Origin of the sequence: Rahnella sp. AN3-3W3, assembly GCF_003263545.1 — a bacterium.
GTDB classification, from domain to species: domain Bacteria; phylum Pseudomonadota; class Gammaproteobacteria; order Enterobacterales; family Enterobacteriaceae; genus Rahnella; species Rahnella variigena.
On sequence record NZ_JYDG01000103.1, the window covers coordinates 1 to 14,761 of the forward strand.

At 47.3% G+C, this 14,761-nt stretch carries 11 protein-coding genes; 9 read left to right on the plus strand and 2 right to left on the minus strand.

What is annotated here, in order from left to right; all coding sequences use genetic code 11:
- Positions 1-29 precede the first annotated feature (29 nt).
- Complete coding sequence (metG, locus tag UC15_RS22080) at positions 30-2,102, minus strand: methionine--tRNA ligase (protein ID WP_255563990.1); 2,073 nt, start codon at positions 2,100-2,102, stop codon at positions 30-32.
- 111 nt (positions 2,103-2,213) lie between these two features.
- Between metG and apbC the strand changes: the two genes are divergently transcribed.
- The 4 genes from apbC to asmA all read left to right on the plus strand — a co-directional run bounded on the left by apbC (position 2,214) and on the right by asmA (position 6,630).
- Entirely contained in the window at positions 2,214-3,326 is a 1,113-nt protein-coding gene (gene apbC / locus UC15_RS22085; RefSeq protein ID WP_112290976.1) for an iron-sulfur cluster carrier protein ApbC, read from the plus strand.
- Positions 3,327-3,472: 146 nt separating this feature from the next.
- Positions 3,473-4,114, plus strand: coding sequence for a uridine kinase (udk, locus tag UC15_RS22090; protein ID WP_013575064.1), 642 nt, complete (start codon positions 3,473-3,475; stop codon positions 4,112-4,114).
- 37 nt (positions 4,115-4,151) lie between these two features.
- Positions 4,152-4,733 (plus strand): dCTP deaminase, encoded by a 582-nt coding sequence (gene dcd / locus UC15_RS22095; protein ID WP_112290978.1) that lies wholly within the window; start codon positions 4,152-4,154, stop codon positions 4,731-4,733.
- 43 nt (positions 4,734-4,776) lie between these two features.
- The gene (asmA, locus tag UC15_RS22100; RefSeq protein ID WP_112290979.1) at positions 4,777-6,630 is read left to right on the plus strand and encodes an outer membrane assembly protein AsmA; all 1,854 of its coding nucleotides are present in this window, start codon (positions 4,777-4,779) and stop codon (positions 6,628-6,630) included.
- A gap of 108 nt (positions 6,631-6,738) precedes the next feature.
- On the opposite strand, the gene UC15_RS22105 is transcribed toward asmA, so the two are convergent.
- Positions 6,739-8,328 carry a TerC family protein gene (locus tag UC15_RS22105; RefSeq protein WP_112290981.1) on the minus strand — a complete coding sequence of 530 codons (1,590 nt, stop codon included), beginning with the start codon at positions 8,326-8,328 and terminating at the stop codon, positions 6,739-6,741.
- Positions 8,329-8,789: 461 nt separating this feature from the next.
- Here UC15_RS22105 and galU point away from each other — a divergent pair, with 461 nt between their 5' ends.
- The 5 genes from galU (at position 8,790) to UC15_RS22130 (ending at position 14,695) form a co-directional block, all read left to right on the plus strand.
- Complete coding sequence (galU, locus tag UC15_RS22110) at positions 8,790-9,677, plus strand: UTP--glucose-1-phosphate uridylyltransferase GalU (RefSeq protein WP_112290982.1); 888 nt, start codon at positions 8,790-8,792, stop codon at positions 9,675-9,677.
- A 540-nt stretch (positions 9,678-10,217) separates the two neighbouring features.
- A complete protein-coding gene (locus tag UC15_RS22115) occupies positions 10,218-11,162 on the plus strand; it encodes an NAD-dependent epimerase/dehydratase family protein (protein ID WP_112290984.1) in 945 nt (314 codons plus the stop codon).
- Positions 11,159-12,202, plus strand: coding sequence for a glycosyltransferase family 4 protein (locus UC15_RS22120; protein WP_369964593.1), 1,044 nt, complete (start codon positions 11,159-11,161; stop codon positions 12,200-12,202). The genes UC15_RS22115 and UC15_RS22120 overlap by 4 nt, the downstream gene beginning before the upstream one ends.
- Complete coding sequence (locus tag UC15_RS22125) at positions 12,199-12,777, plus strand: sugar O-acyltransferase (protein ID WP_112290986.1); 579 nt, start codon at positions 12,199-12,201, stop codon at positions 12,775-12,777. The genes UC15_RS22120 and UC15_RS22125 overlap by 4 nt, the downstream gene beginning before the upstream one ends.
- A gap of 28 nt (positions 12,778-12,805) precedes the next feature.
- Positions 12,806-14,695, plus strand: coding sequence for a nucleoside-diphosphate sugar epimerase/dehydratase (locus UC15_RS22130; RefSeq protein ID WP_112290987.1), 1,890 nt, complete (start codon positions 12,806-12,808; stop codon positions 14,693-14,695).
- Positions 14,696-14,761: the final 66 nt, after the last annotated feature.

Here is a 14,761-nt window from a genome sequence, read left to right on the forward strand (position 1 = left end):
CTTCGCAGGGGGAGGAGCAGTCATGAGTTTTACTTCACCTGCATACCAGGCTGTGCGCCGGAATCCGGGCTGAGAAGGAAGATGTCTTTTCCGCCAGGGCCCGCCGCCATCACCATTCCTTCAGAGATGCCGAAGCGCATTTTACGCGGTGCAAGGTTGGCGACCATGATGGTCAGACGGCCTTCCAGTGCTTTCGGATCAGGATACGCAGAACGGATACCGGAGAAAATCTGACGGGTTTCGCCGCCCAGATCCAGTTGCAGACGCAGCAGTTTGTCTGAACCTTCCACGAAATCAGCGCTTTTGATCAGCGCGATACGCATATCCACTTTGGCGAAATCATCGAAAGTTATGGTTTCCTGAATCGGATCATCCGCCAGCGGACCGGTTGCCGGAGCTTTCGCAGCCGCAATATCTTCTTTCGACGCATCAACCATCGCAGTCACTTTATCCAGCTCAATACGGTTAAACAGCGCTTTGAACGGATTCAGCTGATGCGACAGCAGCGGTTGAGCAATAGCGTCCCAATCCAGCGTGGTGTTCAGGAAGGCTTCAGTGCGCTCTGACAGTGAAGGCAGAACCGGCTTCAGGTAAGTCATCAGCACGCGGAACAGATTGATGCCCATTGAGCAGATGGCTTGCAGGTCAGCGTCGCGGCCTTCCTGTTTTGCAACTACCCACGGTGCCTGCTCATCGACATAGCGGTTGGCCAGGTCAGCCAGCGCCATGATTTCACGGATTGCACGGCCTGATTCACGGCTGTCATACGCCTGAGCGATGCTTTCAGCGGCATCGGTGAAGGTTTTGTACAGCGCTTCATCGGCCAGTTTGTCAGCCAGTTTGCCGTCAAAACGTTTGGTAATGAAACCGGCATTGCGTGACGCCAGGTTAACCACTTTGTTCACGATGTCTGCGTTAACGCGCTGCACGAAATCTTCCAGATTCAGGTCGATATCGTCGATGCGTGAAGACAGTTTTGCGGTGTAGTAATAACGCAGGCAGTCCGCATCCAGATGATTTAGATAGGTGCTGGCCTTGATGAACGTGCCGCGCGATTTGGACATCTTGGCGCCATTCACGGTGACATAACCGTGCACGAACAGGTTGGTTGGCTTGCGGAAACCGCTGCCTTCCAGCATCGCCGGCCAGAACAGGCTGTGGAAATAAACGATGTCTTTACCGATGAAGTGATACAGCTCGGTAGTCGAATCCTTTTTCCAGAACTCGTCGAAATTCAGGTCGCTGCGACGGTCGCACAGGTTTTTGAAAGAACCCATGTAGCCGATTGGCGCGTCCAGCCAGACGTAGAAATATTTGCCCGGCGCATCAGGAATTTCAAAACCGAAGTACGGCGCATCGCGGGAGATATCCCACTGTTGCAGACCGTGTTCGAACCACTCCTGCATTTTGTTCGCCACTTGTTCCTGCAGCGCACCGGAGCGGGTCCACGCCTGCAACATTGCACTGAATTCCGGCAAATCAAAGAAGTAATGCTCAGAATCACGCAGCACCGGCGTCGCACCGGAAACCACAGATTTCGGGTCGATCAGTTCAGTCGGGCTGTAGGTTGCGCCACACACTTCACAGTTATCGCCGTACTGATCTGGCGATTTACATTTCGGGCAGGTGCCTTTGACGAAACGGTCAGGCAGGAACATGCCTTTCTCCGGATCGTACAACTGAGAAATGGTGCGGTTCTTGATGAAGCCGTTTTCTTTCAGGCGACCATAAATCAGCTCGGACAGCTCACGGTTTTCGTCGCTGTGCGTGGAGTGATAGTTGTCGTAGCTGATACCGAAGCCGGCGAAATCTTTCTGATGCTCCTGGCTCATTTCGGCAATCATCTCTTCCGGCTTGATACCGAGCTGCTGCGCTTTCAGCATGATCGGGGTGCCGTGCGCATCGTCCGCACAGATGAAATGCACTTCATTGCCGCGCATTCGCTGGTAACGGACCCAGACGTCAGCCTGGATGTGCTCGAGCATGTGACCGAGATGGATGGATCCGTTGGCGTACGGAAGTGCACAGGTTACCAAAATTTTTTTCGCGACTTGAGCCATAGTAAGAGCTTGCTTTCTGTAGTTGAAATCAGGGGCATTGATGTTAACCGAAAGCGCCGTCCCGCGTAAACAAACGGGGGGATCTCCTTACGTGTGTTCTGTTATGCTTATGAGTAGATAAATAGTCTGATAACCAGTTTTCAAGGAGCCGGGATGACATCTCAATCCCCACAGCAGACCACACCCGCAGGGCTGCGCGCACTAGTGACCGGCGTACTGGCCACCTTCCGCCATTCCACATTACAAAAAGATTTACCCGCGATAAAAGCATTGCATCACTGCGTGCTGATGGACGGTGTTTTACATATTGACCTGACGCTGCCGTTTGCCTGGAACAGCGGTTTCGATGTGCTGAAAGACGAAACCAGCGGAGAATTGCTGCGGGTCACCGGCGCTACGGCTATTCAGTGGAACCTGCGTCACGATATCGCCACCATGAAACGCGCTAACGATCAGCCGGGTATTAAAGGTGTGCGCAATATTCTGGCTGTCAGCTCGGGTAAGGGCGGGGTAGGGAAATCGACGACTGCCGTGAATCTGGCGCTGGCACTGGCCGCTGAGGGCGGGAAAGTCGGTATTCTGGATGCCGATATTTACGGTCCGTCAGTCCCGAATATGCTGGGTACGGAAGAAGAGCGTCCGTCATCACCGGATGGTGTGCATATGTCGCCGATTATGGCGCACGGACTGGCGACCAATTCCATTGGTTATCTGGTTACCGACGAAAACGCCATGGTGTGGCGCGGCCCGATGGCCAGTAAAGCGCTGATGCAGATGCTTTCCGATACGCTGTGGCCTGATCTTGATTATCTGGTGATCGACCTGCCGCCGGGCACCGGTGATATTCAGCTGACGCTGTCGCAAAATATTCCGGTCACAGGCGCGGTGGTGGTAACGACGCCGCAGGACATCGCGCTGCTGGATGCCATGAAAGGCATCGTCATGTTTGAGAAAGTGCATGTGCCGGTTCTGGGCATCGTCGAGAACATGAGTATGCACGTGTGCAGCAACTGCGGACATCACGAACCGATTTTCGGCACCGGTGGCGCGCAGCGTCTGGCTGAGAAATATCGCTGTGAATTACTGGCGCAATTACCGCTGCATATTTCACTGCGCGAAGATTTAGATCGTGGCGAGCCGACAGTCGTCTCTAATCCTGAAAGTGAATTCACTGCAATTTACCGCGAACTGGCGGCAAAAATTGCGTCGCAATTGTTCTGGAGAGGTGACGCTATCCCGACTGAAATTGCTTTCAGAGCGGTTTAATCCCCCAACTCAGTGAATTATTGCCGGATGTCAGCGATTACACAGCCTTAACGCTGGCATCAGGCAGTGTCTTGTACTTATAATTGGCGCGTTCAAAGCACACGTCTGTGCTTGCCTTCCAACTTCCAAATCAGGTCTTTAATTTTATGTCTGACAAATTCCATCAGTGTGTCATCGTGGGTATCGCTGGCGCATCTGCTTCGGGAAAAAGCCTCATCGCCAGTACGTTATACCGTGAACTTCGTGATCAGGTTGGTGATGAGCACATCGGGGTTATCCCGGAAGATTGCTACTATAAAGACCAAAGCCACATGACCATGGAAGAGCGGGTCAAAACCAACTACGACCATCCAAGTGCGATGGATCACAATTTACTGTTCCAGCATTTACAAGCCATGAAGTCTGGTCAGGCGATTGAATTGCCGAGCTACAGCTTCATTGAGCACACTCGTCTGCCTGAGACGGTGACACTAAAACCAAAGAAAGTGATCATTCTGGAAGGGATCCTTCTCCTGACCGATGCGCGTTTGCGTGACGAAATGAATTTCTCCATCTTCGTCGATACCCCGCTGGATATCTGTCTGATGCGCCGCATGAAACGTGACGTCAACGAACGTGGCCGCTCTATGGATTCCGTGATGGCGCAATATCAGAAGACTGTACGCCCGATGTTCCTGCAATTTATCGAACCCTCAAAACAATACGCAGACATCATTGTGCCGCGCGGCGGCAAAAACCGCATTGCGATTGATATTCTCAAGGCGAAAATCAGCCAGTTCTTCAATTAATCGCGGAACCATTTGCAGAAAACATACCGGAGATACGATGAGACTTTGCGACCGAGATATAGAAGCCTGGCTCGACAGCGGCAAATTAGGCATTTCACCCCGTCCGCCGGTTGAACGAATTAACGGTGCGACCGTAGATGTGCGTCTGGGTAACGGCTTCCGCGTTTTCCTCGGCCATAACGCGGGTTATATCGACCTGAGTGGCCCGAAAGACGAAGTCAGCGCCGCACTGGATAAAGTGATGAGCGATGAAATTGTATTGCCGGAAGGCGAAGCATTCTTCCTGCATCCTGGCGAACTGGCGCTGGCGGTTACTTATGAGTCGGTCACCATACCTGACGATCTGGTCGGCTGGCTTGACGGGCGCTCCTCACTGGCGCGTCTCGGGCTGATGGTACACGTAACCGCACATCGTATTGATCCGGGCTGGAAAGGGCGGATTGTTCTCGAGTTCTATAATTCAGGTAAGCTCCCGCTGGCGCTTCGCCCTGGAATGCTGATCGGTGCGCTGAGCTTTGAACCGTTATCCGGTTCTGCTGCACGTCCTTATAACAGCCGTCAGGATGCGAAATACCGCGACCAGCAAAGCGCAATTGCCAGTCGTATTGATGAAGACTGATTCAGTTTTTTATCCGTATAACGGATAAAAACGTGAGGAAGGCATGAGAAGACTACTGACAACACTGGTGATTTTACTGGTGGTTATCATTGCCGGCATGACTTCGCTGGTGTTTCTGATCAACCCGAATGATTTCCGCCAGTACATGGTGGAACGGGTCGAGGTGAAAAGCGGATATCAGCTGGCCATCAACGGATCGCTGCGCTGGCATGTCTGGCCACAGCTGAGCATTATTGCCGGTCAGACGTCGCTTACTGCGGCGGGCGCTAAAGAGCCGGTTGTCAGTGCTGAAAACATGCGGCTGGACGTTAAACTCTGGCCTCTTATTTCTCATCAGCTGGCGGTGAAACAGGTACTGTTGAAAAACGCAGTAATACGTCTGACGCCTGAAACTGAAGAGAATCAGCCCGATGCACCTGTTGCGCCTTCAATGCCAACGCCTGTCGCTCCCGGAGCTTCTGAACTTGAAGCTGGCTGGAAGTTTGATATCGATAAAATCAGCATTGCTGACAGTCTGCTTATCTGGCAGCGCGGCGATGATGACCAGATAAACGTTCGTGATATCAATATGGAAATTGATAAAAACGATAACCGTCAGGCCACCATTCAGCTTTCAAGCCGCATAAACCGCAATCAGCGCGACCTTGCATTCACCATGAATGCAGACGTGGATATGCAGCATTATCCGCAGGCTTTTTCGGCTAAGATCAGTAAATTCACTTATCAGCTGAGTGGCGCTGACATCCCTGTGAAAGGTGTTCAGGGTAATGGTTCGATGCAGGCCAGTTATCAGCGCGATAATGATTCACTGGAACTCACCCAGCTGGCGTTAACGGCGAATGATAATCAGATTTCAGGGACTGCTTCTGCCACGATGGGTGGCGATATCGGTAATTATCAGCTCAATTTAAACGCTGACAAACTCGATCTGGATGCGCTTTCCGGCTGGCAGCCTAAAACTGCTGAGCAGACGGCGCAGAGCACCCAGTCAATCACCTCCGCGCCGGTCATTGCACGTAATGTCGATGAGCAGCCGAACGGCCTGAGCATTTTGCGGACTTTCAATGCGAATCTGGCACTGAAAGTAGCGGATTTAACCTATCGCGGGATGAAGATTCAAAATCTGGCACTGAATGCTAATAACCGGTTGGGTAAGGTTGCGATGCCGACGTTCAGTGGCAATCTTGGGTCGGGAAGTTTTTCCCTGCCGGGTGATATGGATGTGACCGGCAAAAGCATTCAGGTTCACATGACGCCGGATGTGAATAATATTGAGCTGGCTGATCTGCTGACTGCTTACGGATTGCCGAAAGCGCTGACCGGCAACTTCTCTATGAAAGGAGACGTGAACGGAAAGGGGCTCTCGGCAGAAGATTTTGCGCGTAACTGGCAGGGCAATGCTGAACTTACTATGACCAATGCGCATCTGAACGGACTTAATATTCAGCAGCTTATCCAGCAGGCAATCAGCCGTAATACCAGCAGCGTTCAGGGGCTGGATAAATACGAGCATTACAGCCAGATTGATACACTGAAAGCGCAGGGGCAGCTGAAAAACGGCACCCTGAAACTAAACGATCTGGAAGGCCAGTCGCCAATGGTTTACGCAAAAGGTGATGGCTCTGTTGATCTCGCCGGCGAAAAAGTAGATATGAATCTGTTGATCCGCGTGACCGGTGGCTGGAAAGGCGACAGCAATCTGATCAACACCCTGAAAACCACGGATATCCCGCTGCGAGTGTACGGGCCGTGGGCGCAGCTGGGTTATCAGCTTCAGGTTGATCAGATCCTGCGCCGGACAGTGGAACAGAGTGCCCGTAGCGCCATTCAGAACTGGGTGGATAAACGCAAAGACAGTAAAGAAAAAGACGATGTGCAGAAGTTATTAAATAAATAATCTTTCTGTAACTCAATTTGTACGACTCAGTAAAAACGGGACGCCTCATCAGCGTCCCGTTTTCTTTATAATGTCTATCTGAACGTTAATGTCCATCTGAACGGAGGATTACACTTCGTAATCATCATCCATGTCGGTTTTGAGCGGCGTAATTTTCACTTTCAGAATACGATGACTGCTGACCTCAAGTGGTTCAAACAGATAGTTATCGATGTGGATTTGCGCGCCGACCTGCGGGATGCTCTGCGTATGTTCCATCAGTAATCCTGCCAGCGTGTGATATTCGCGTTTTTCATCAACCGGCAGGGCGATGTACATCACTAGGTCTTCCAGCGGCATATAACCGTTGGCAATCCATGTGCCGTCTTCCTGTTGCGAAATATCGTGGCGCGCATCCGGCGTTTCATCAGATTCAGGCAGATTACCGGCGATTGTTTCCATCACGTCAGTCAGGGTCACAATGCCTTCAACTGAACCGAACTCATCGACGACAAATGCAAAGTGAGTTTTGGCCAGGCGGAACTGCTCAAGCGCCATCAGCAGGGAAAGCTGCTCCGGGAAAATCAGCGGCTGGCGGATAAGTGCCTTAAGATCTAACTCATTTTGCAGGAGTTGTTGTTTCAGCAAGTCAACAACATGCACCACGCCCAGCGGTTCATCGGTAGAGCTGTCTTCGGTCACCAGAATTCGCGTGTGCTGGTTTTCCGCTATTTGCTGCTTAAGCAAATCAACCGGGTCATTGAGTTCAAGATTATCGACGTCGTGGCGGGAAGTCATCACGCTGCTGACGGTACGCTGCCCGAGGCCCAGAACGCGCTCAATCATATGGCGTTCCTGCTGATTGAAGATGGCATCCTCTTCGCCTGCACTGTCAGCAATCATATTTGAGGAATGCGTATCAAGTTCGGCTTCTTCATGTTTGCCACGAAGTACGCGTAAAACGGTTTCAGCAGTACGCTCACGCAGAGAGCGACGTGATGACAAAAAGCGTTTGCGGTTAAACTGCGCCAGCTGATTCAGGCCTTCGATAATGACCGAGAAACCGATGGCCGCATAAAGATAGCCTTTCGGGATCGCATAGCCAAAGCCTTCAGCTACCAGGCTAAACCCAATCATCAGCAGGAAACTCAGACACAAGATAACAATAGTCGGGTGCGCATTGACGAAACGGGTCAGTGGCTTACTCGCCAGCAGCATCAGCCCGATTGCTATACATACAGCAGCCATCATGACGGCCAGATGGTCAACCATACCGACAGCGGTAATCACCGAGTCGAGGGAAAATACCGCATCCAGCACCACAATCTGAGCGACAACAGGCCAGAATTTAGCCCCGCGTTGCTGCTGGCTTTGCTCCTCATCCTTACCCTCGAGGCGTTCATTCAATTCCAACGTTGCCTTGAACAACAGGAATATGCCGCCGACGAGCATAATCATGTCACGCACACTGAACGGGTGACCCAGCACCGTAATGAGCGGACGGGTGAGTGTCGATAACCATGAGATTGAAGCAAGGAGCAGCAAACGCATGGCGAGCGCCAGCATCAGCCCTGTGACGCGGGCTTTATCACGCTGGCTGCGCGGAAGTTTCTCCGCCAGAATGGCAATAAAGATGAGATTGTCTATCCCCAGAACAATTTCAAGAATAACCAGGGTAGCCAGCCCGGCCCAAATCGACGGATCGGCGATCCATTCCATATAGCGTTTTTCACCTTTAGTTAAGCGGCGTTTGCCGCACGTAGAATAATGGGCGTCAGGGCATGAAATTTCAAATCTAAAACAGTGGGCTAGGCAAAACCGTGCAACAGAGCAGGGGAGGTCAGGGGCAACGCTCAATGGACAGACGCTGATGTTTTCGAAAGCAGCAATTTATGATTATAAAATCACCGAATAGGTTTAACATTCCTAAAATTAGGTCTTTACCTTACCGTTTCGTGCGGCTTACTGGTATCGTAATCAAATACAGAGAATCGTGCTGGAGTCCTAAAGTCAGCAGTATTGCCTCCCTAAAGTAAATGGCAGGGACTATACTCAGGGAAGAAATGGCGTTGCGGAAAAAAATTTGTATTTACAATTTCAGTCCGGTGAATTCCCTGACATGTTTGAATTCTAACTGACTGGATTTACACACTAATAGGTTTCAAGGAGTATCCTTTACAATGTTAAAAGCTGTTATCCCTGTTGCCGGTCTGGGCACACGTATGTTGCCAGCGACGAAGGCCATTCCAAAAGAAATGCTGCCTATCGTCGATAAGCCTTTAATCCAGTACATCGTTAATGAATGTGCTGCAGCGGGCATTAAAGAGATCATTCTGGTCACGCATTCTTCTAAAAACGCGATCGAAAACCACTTCGACACGTCATTCGAACTGGAAAGCATGCTGGAATCTCGAGTTAAGCGCCAGTTGCTGGAAGAAGTGCAGTCTATCTGCCCGAAGGGCGTGACAATCATGAACGTGCGTCAGGGTCAGTCAAAAGGTCTCGGCCACGCTGTTCTGTGTGCAAAACCTCTGATTGGCAATTCGCCATTCGCGGTTATTCTGCCTGACGTTCTGATGGACGATTCCACCAGCGATCTGCGTAAAGACAACCTTGCTGCGATGCTTCGCCGCTTCCAGGAAACTGGCAACAGCCAGGTCATGGTTGAAGAAGTGCCGGAGAAAGACGTTTCTAAATACGGTATCGTTAACTGTAACGGTGTGGAAGTTGAGCCGGGCGAAAGCGCGCCAATGACGGCTATCGTTGAGAAACCAGAGCTTAAAGATGCGCCATCAAACCTCGCGGTTGTCGGCCGTTATGTGCTTTCCGAAGCCATCTGGCCACTGCTGGCAGTGACGCCATACGGTGCCGGTAACGAAATCCAGCTGACTGATGCCATCGCGATGCTGATGAAAAAGCAAACCGTAGAAGCCTTCTCCATGACCGGCCGTTCACACGACTGTGGCGACAAACTTGGTTATATGAAAGCTTTCGTAGAGTATGGTATTCGCCATAACTCACAGGGTGAAGCGTTTAAGGCGTGGCTGAAAGAGTTTGCTGAAGAGTAACTATTTGTATTGCTTATAAAGAAAGCACCATATCTATGGTGCTTTTTCGCACGCATTAATTTTATTATGTCACACATGCAAAAGCTGTTAAGTGATTATTATTTAAACAATTCGATTGGTGTTTAATGCTAGGCACAACTTGCTATCACTATTCTAAAGCGTAAAATCAGTCTCGGTTCGTATAGGATTCCCGGACGAACAGGTCAAAAAACGAAGTTTTGAAATCGTAGTCATAAAATTTAATTGTTACTGCAACAAGTGCATTGGTAGCTTTAGAGCCAAGGGCGGTAGCGTGCTTATTCAATGAGCCTTACGGCGCAGTGTAATAAAAAATCACATGGTTAGTACCTCATCCCTGCGCTATTAGTAGCACTTAATAACGCGCATATTGATAACACATTTGTGGGTTGTGAATACCCTAATGTGCTTTTCATGAAACCTGACTTGTTTTAATTGAAGACTGATTTTCGTAGCTTTTTATTAAAGTTATTTAGATATTTGATAGCAATGCTGATACTCAGAAAGACAAAAGGATGAAAAATGAAAATCCTGGTAACAGGGGCTACCGGTTTTGTGGGAAGCAGATTGGTTGTTGAACTTGAAAAGCTAAATCACGCCGTAGTCGCAACCTCACGACGAGCCGGGCCGGTTGAGTCTTCATTAATCAATATGGGAGAAATCTCTGCATCTACAGATTGGTCTTACGTCCTCGATGGTTGCGAGACTGTAGTTCACACCGCTGGTCGAGCGCATATTCTCAATGATAAAGCTGAAGATAAACTTTCTGAGTTCCTTCGAGTAAATCGAGATGCCACATTAAAATTAGCACATGACGCATCAGAGGCTGGAGTAAAACATTTCATATTTATCAGTTCAATTGGTGTCAATGGTAATTATACCAAGGGCGAACCTTTTACAGAATTATCAGAACCCAAACCAGCCTCAGAATATGCAATTTCCAAATATGAAGCGGAATTGGCTTTATCTGAGCAATTTGCAAATAGTGCGATGAAGATTACGATTATTCGTCCAGCACTGATTTGTGGTGAGAATGCGCCAGGCAATATCCACCGTTTATTAAAGCTTGTTTCTAGTGGTATTCCATTACCGTTCAAAGGCGTAAAAAATAAAAGAGCAATGGCTTCACTCGATAATGTAGTAAGTTTTATTATTGCCTGCATATTAAATCAAAAATCAAAAGATGAATTATTCTTACTGGCAGATTCGAATTCACCAAGTATAGAAGAGATTATTCACGCATTTGCAGATGGAATGAACAAGCCTGCCCGCATTTTCGGATTACATTCTTCATTTTTAAAAACTGTACTTCAGGCAGTAGGTAGAAAAAATTTATACGAGCAGCTTTACGGTTCTCTTGAGGTCGATGCAAGTAAATCATCGGAATTATTAAGTTGGCAGCAGCCTGTAACAATACTAGACACCATGAAGCAAACAGCTGCATGTTTTCGTAAGGAAATCAAATGATGCTGAATTTAAGCATTGCTGTCGTCGTTTTCATTTGTTCGTTTGTACTCACCTGGTTGTTGCGCATTTATGCACTTAAAAATAATGTAATAGATATTCCTAACCAACGAAGTTCTCATTCCTCACCAACCCCACGAGGTGGAGGAGTTGCATTAGTAATAAGTTTTCTTATCGGATTGGTTGTTCTATGTCTGATGAAAATTATTTCTGTTGAACAATTACTTTCATTATTTATTGCAGGCGCGATTATTGCCGTAGTCGGCTTTCTCGATGATCACGGGCATATTGCGGCAAGATGGCGTTTGTTGATGCATTTTATTGCGGCAGCAGCAGGTTTATATTTTTTAGGGAAATTTCCTGTTATAGACTTGTTCGGTTTTGAATTATCTTCAGGTTGGATTGGAATGGTATTTGGTCTGGTCTATTTAGCCTGGATGCTGAATCTTTATAACTTTATGGATGGTATTAATGGTCTGGCAAGTATTGAAGCCATTAGTTTCTCATTCTCATCATGTTTGCTGCTATTAAATACTACACTTGGGGTGAGTGACAGCGGACTGTTCTCTGTTCTTGTGATGCTAGGTTCCTCGACCTTAGGTTTTATGCTATGGAATTTTCCAAAGGCAAAAATATTTATGGGGGATGCAGGCAGTGGATTCCTCGGTATGGTTGTTGGGCTAATCGTCTTGCATCTTGCACTGATTAATAGTTCGATGTTTATGGCCGAAATTTGCTTACTTGGCGTATTCATTGTTGATGCAACGATAACTCTATTACGGAGACTAATTGCAGGTAAAAAAGTGTATGAGGCCCATGCAAGTCATACTTATCAAATCATGGCGAGAAAATTTGAAAGTCACAAAGCTGTTACAACTGTCGTTCTAGTGGTTAACTTAGTTTGGTTAACACCTGTTGCTATATTAATTGCAAGAGGTAGTTTAACGGGTGTTGTAGGTGTGCTTATTGCCTGGATACCATTATGCTTAATTGCCTATTTCGGTGGTGCAGGTGTGAAGGATAGGGAAAAAAAATCAACATGACAGATTCGCTGATTATCATTGGTGCCGGTGGACATGGAAAGTCGATATATGAAGTGGCTGCCTCATCAGGGAAGTTTTCAAGTATAGCATACCTTGATGATAGCTGGATTCCAAATGATGAGGATCGGTCGCTAATCATTGGTTTAGTGGCAGATTTAGCTAAATACTCCACAATTTTTAGTCATGCAATTATCGGTATTGGTAACAATAAAGTACGAGAAAATTTGCAACAACAAGTATCAGATGCTGGCTTTAAATTAGTGACCCTAATTCACCCCCATGCTTGCGTCAGTCCTTCGGCAAAAATTGGAAATGGTGTTGTCATATTCGCTGGGACAGTATTAGGCGTCGATGTAAAAATTGGGGATGGTGTAATTGTCAATTGCTCATGTGCGATTGACCATGACAGTAAACTCGGAGATTATTCTCACCTTGGAGTAGGGGTTAATTTGGCGGGAAATAGCGATATTGGAAGAAGCGCTTTTATTCAAGCAGGCTCTAGCGGTGGGTATAATACTTATGTTGAGCCCTACGCAATCTGCACTCCTGGATCAGTTTTGAAAACAAGAGTGTAATACTCTGATAATTTACTCGGTTGAAATTATGCTAACGTATTTGCTCTCTTTACCAAGGCCGGTGAAAAGAATTATAACACTGGCTATTGATGTCGTGTTGTTACTAACTGCATTCTGGTTTGCTTTCTGGGTTCGGATTGATTCAATGACCCCGGTAACAAGTTATCCGCACTGGATATTGATTTCTTCAGTTATTGTTGCAACTCTTGCTTGTTTTGTGAAGCTCGGTCTTTATCGAGCAGTTATACGCTATATAACTGCTCAGGTTCTGGTTGCTGTTTCTTTTGGTATGGCAATATCTTCTTTTTTATTAATTGTTGCTGCTTTCTACAGTAATTTATTTCTCCCCCGCACAGTCCCTATTATATATTTCGCATTTGGCCTATTAATGATTACTGGGTCACGCCTTGCTCTGCGTATGATCATCAACCGTGGCCTCAAACTTGGGACTAAAGTGATTATCTATGGTGCGGGGGCATCGGGTCGGCAATTGCTTCCGGCATTAAGCCAAGCTTCAGAATATTACCCGGTGGCCTTTGTTGACGATAATCCACAACTGCAAGACACTGTGATACATGGCATGACAGTTTATTCCCCAAAAAAACTTGTCTGGTTAGTTGAGAAATATGAAGTTAAAAAAATCCTTTTGGCAATGCCAAGTGTGACTCGTGGTCGCAAGAATGAAGTCATACAACAACTTGAGGGATTGCCATGTGAAGTGCTCTCAATTCCTGGGATGGTAGATTTGGTTGAGGGAAAAGCAAAAATTGATGCACTCAAAAAAGTATCAATAACAGATCTTCTGGGGCGTGACCCTGTTGACCCTGTACCTGAGTTGATTTCGCGAAATATATTCGAAAAACATGTAATGGTCACAGGCGCCGGTGGTTCTATTGGCTCAGAATTGTGCCGACAGATATTAAAAAACCATCCTAGAACTTTAGTTTTATATGAGGTTTCTGAGTATTCATTGTATGCAATAGAACGCGAATTATCAGAGGTAATAAAAACTAATAAATTATCGACTAAATTAATCCCTATTTTAGGTAATGTGCAGAACCAGCCTCATCTTGAACGTGTATTAGAAAATTTCAAAATTGAAACTATTTATCATGCTGCTGCTTACAAACACGTACCCTTAGTTGAATACAATGTTACTGATGGTGTGAATAATAATGTATTTGGCACACTAGCCTGTGCGCAGGCAGCAATAGCGTGCGGTGTAAGCAAATTTGTACTGATTTCCACAGACAAAGCTGTTCGCCCTACAAATACGATGGGTGCCACAAAGCGTATTGCAGAGTTGGTGCTTCAGGGCTTGGCCTCAGCCCAAAAAACGACATGCTTTAGTATGGTACGTTTTGGCAATGTTCTTGGTTCTTCGGGTTCAGTTGTCCCATTGTTTGAAAAGCAAATTAGTTCTGGAGGACCAATCACACTTACCCATCCAGATATCATCCGCTATTTCATGACGATCCCTGAAGCGTCACAGTTAGTCATTCAGGCTGGAGCAATGGGGCAGGGTGGTGATGTATTTGTGCTTGATATGGGGGAACCTGTAAAAATCATCGATTTAGCGAGGCGTATGGTGACTTTGAGCGGTCTCAAACTTCGTGACAACATTAATCCGGAGGGAGATATTGAAATCAAGACAACTGGTTTGCGTCCCGGTGAAAAATTATTTGAAGAGCTGTTGATTGGTGAAAATGTAAGGCAAACGCAGCATCCACGCATTCTGACTGCAAATGAAGTTATGATGCCATGGGAAGATTTATCAAAATATCTTGACCATTTAAAAATTGCGTGTGGCCAATTTGATCATAGTAAAATTCGAGAGTTACTTATTAAAGCTCCGACTGGATTCACACCTACAGATGATATTTGCGACCTGCTGTGGGTTAAATCTAATACCTTATAATCGTAAACATTTAGTATGTAAACCGAGCAGTCTGTTACGGCTTATACTGGCTGCTAAATAAAGCAT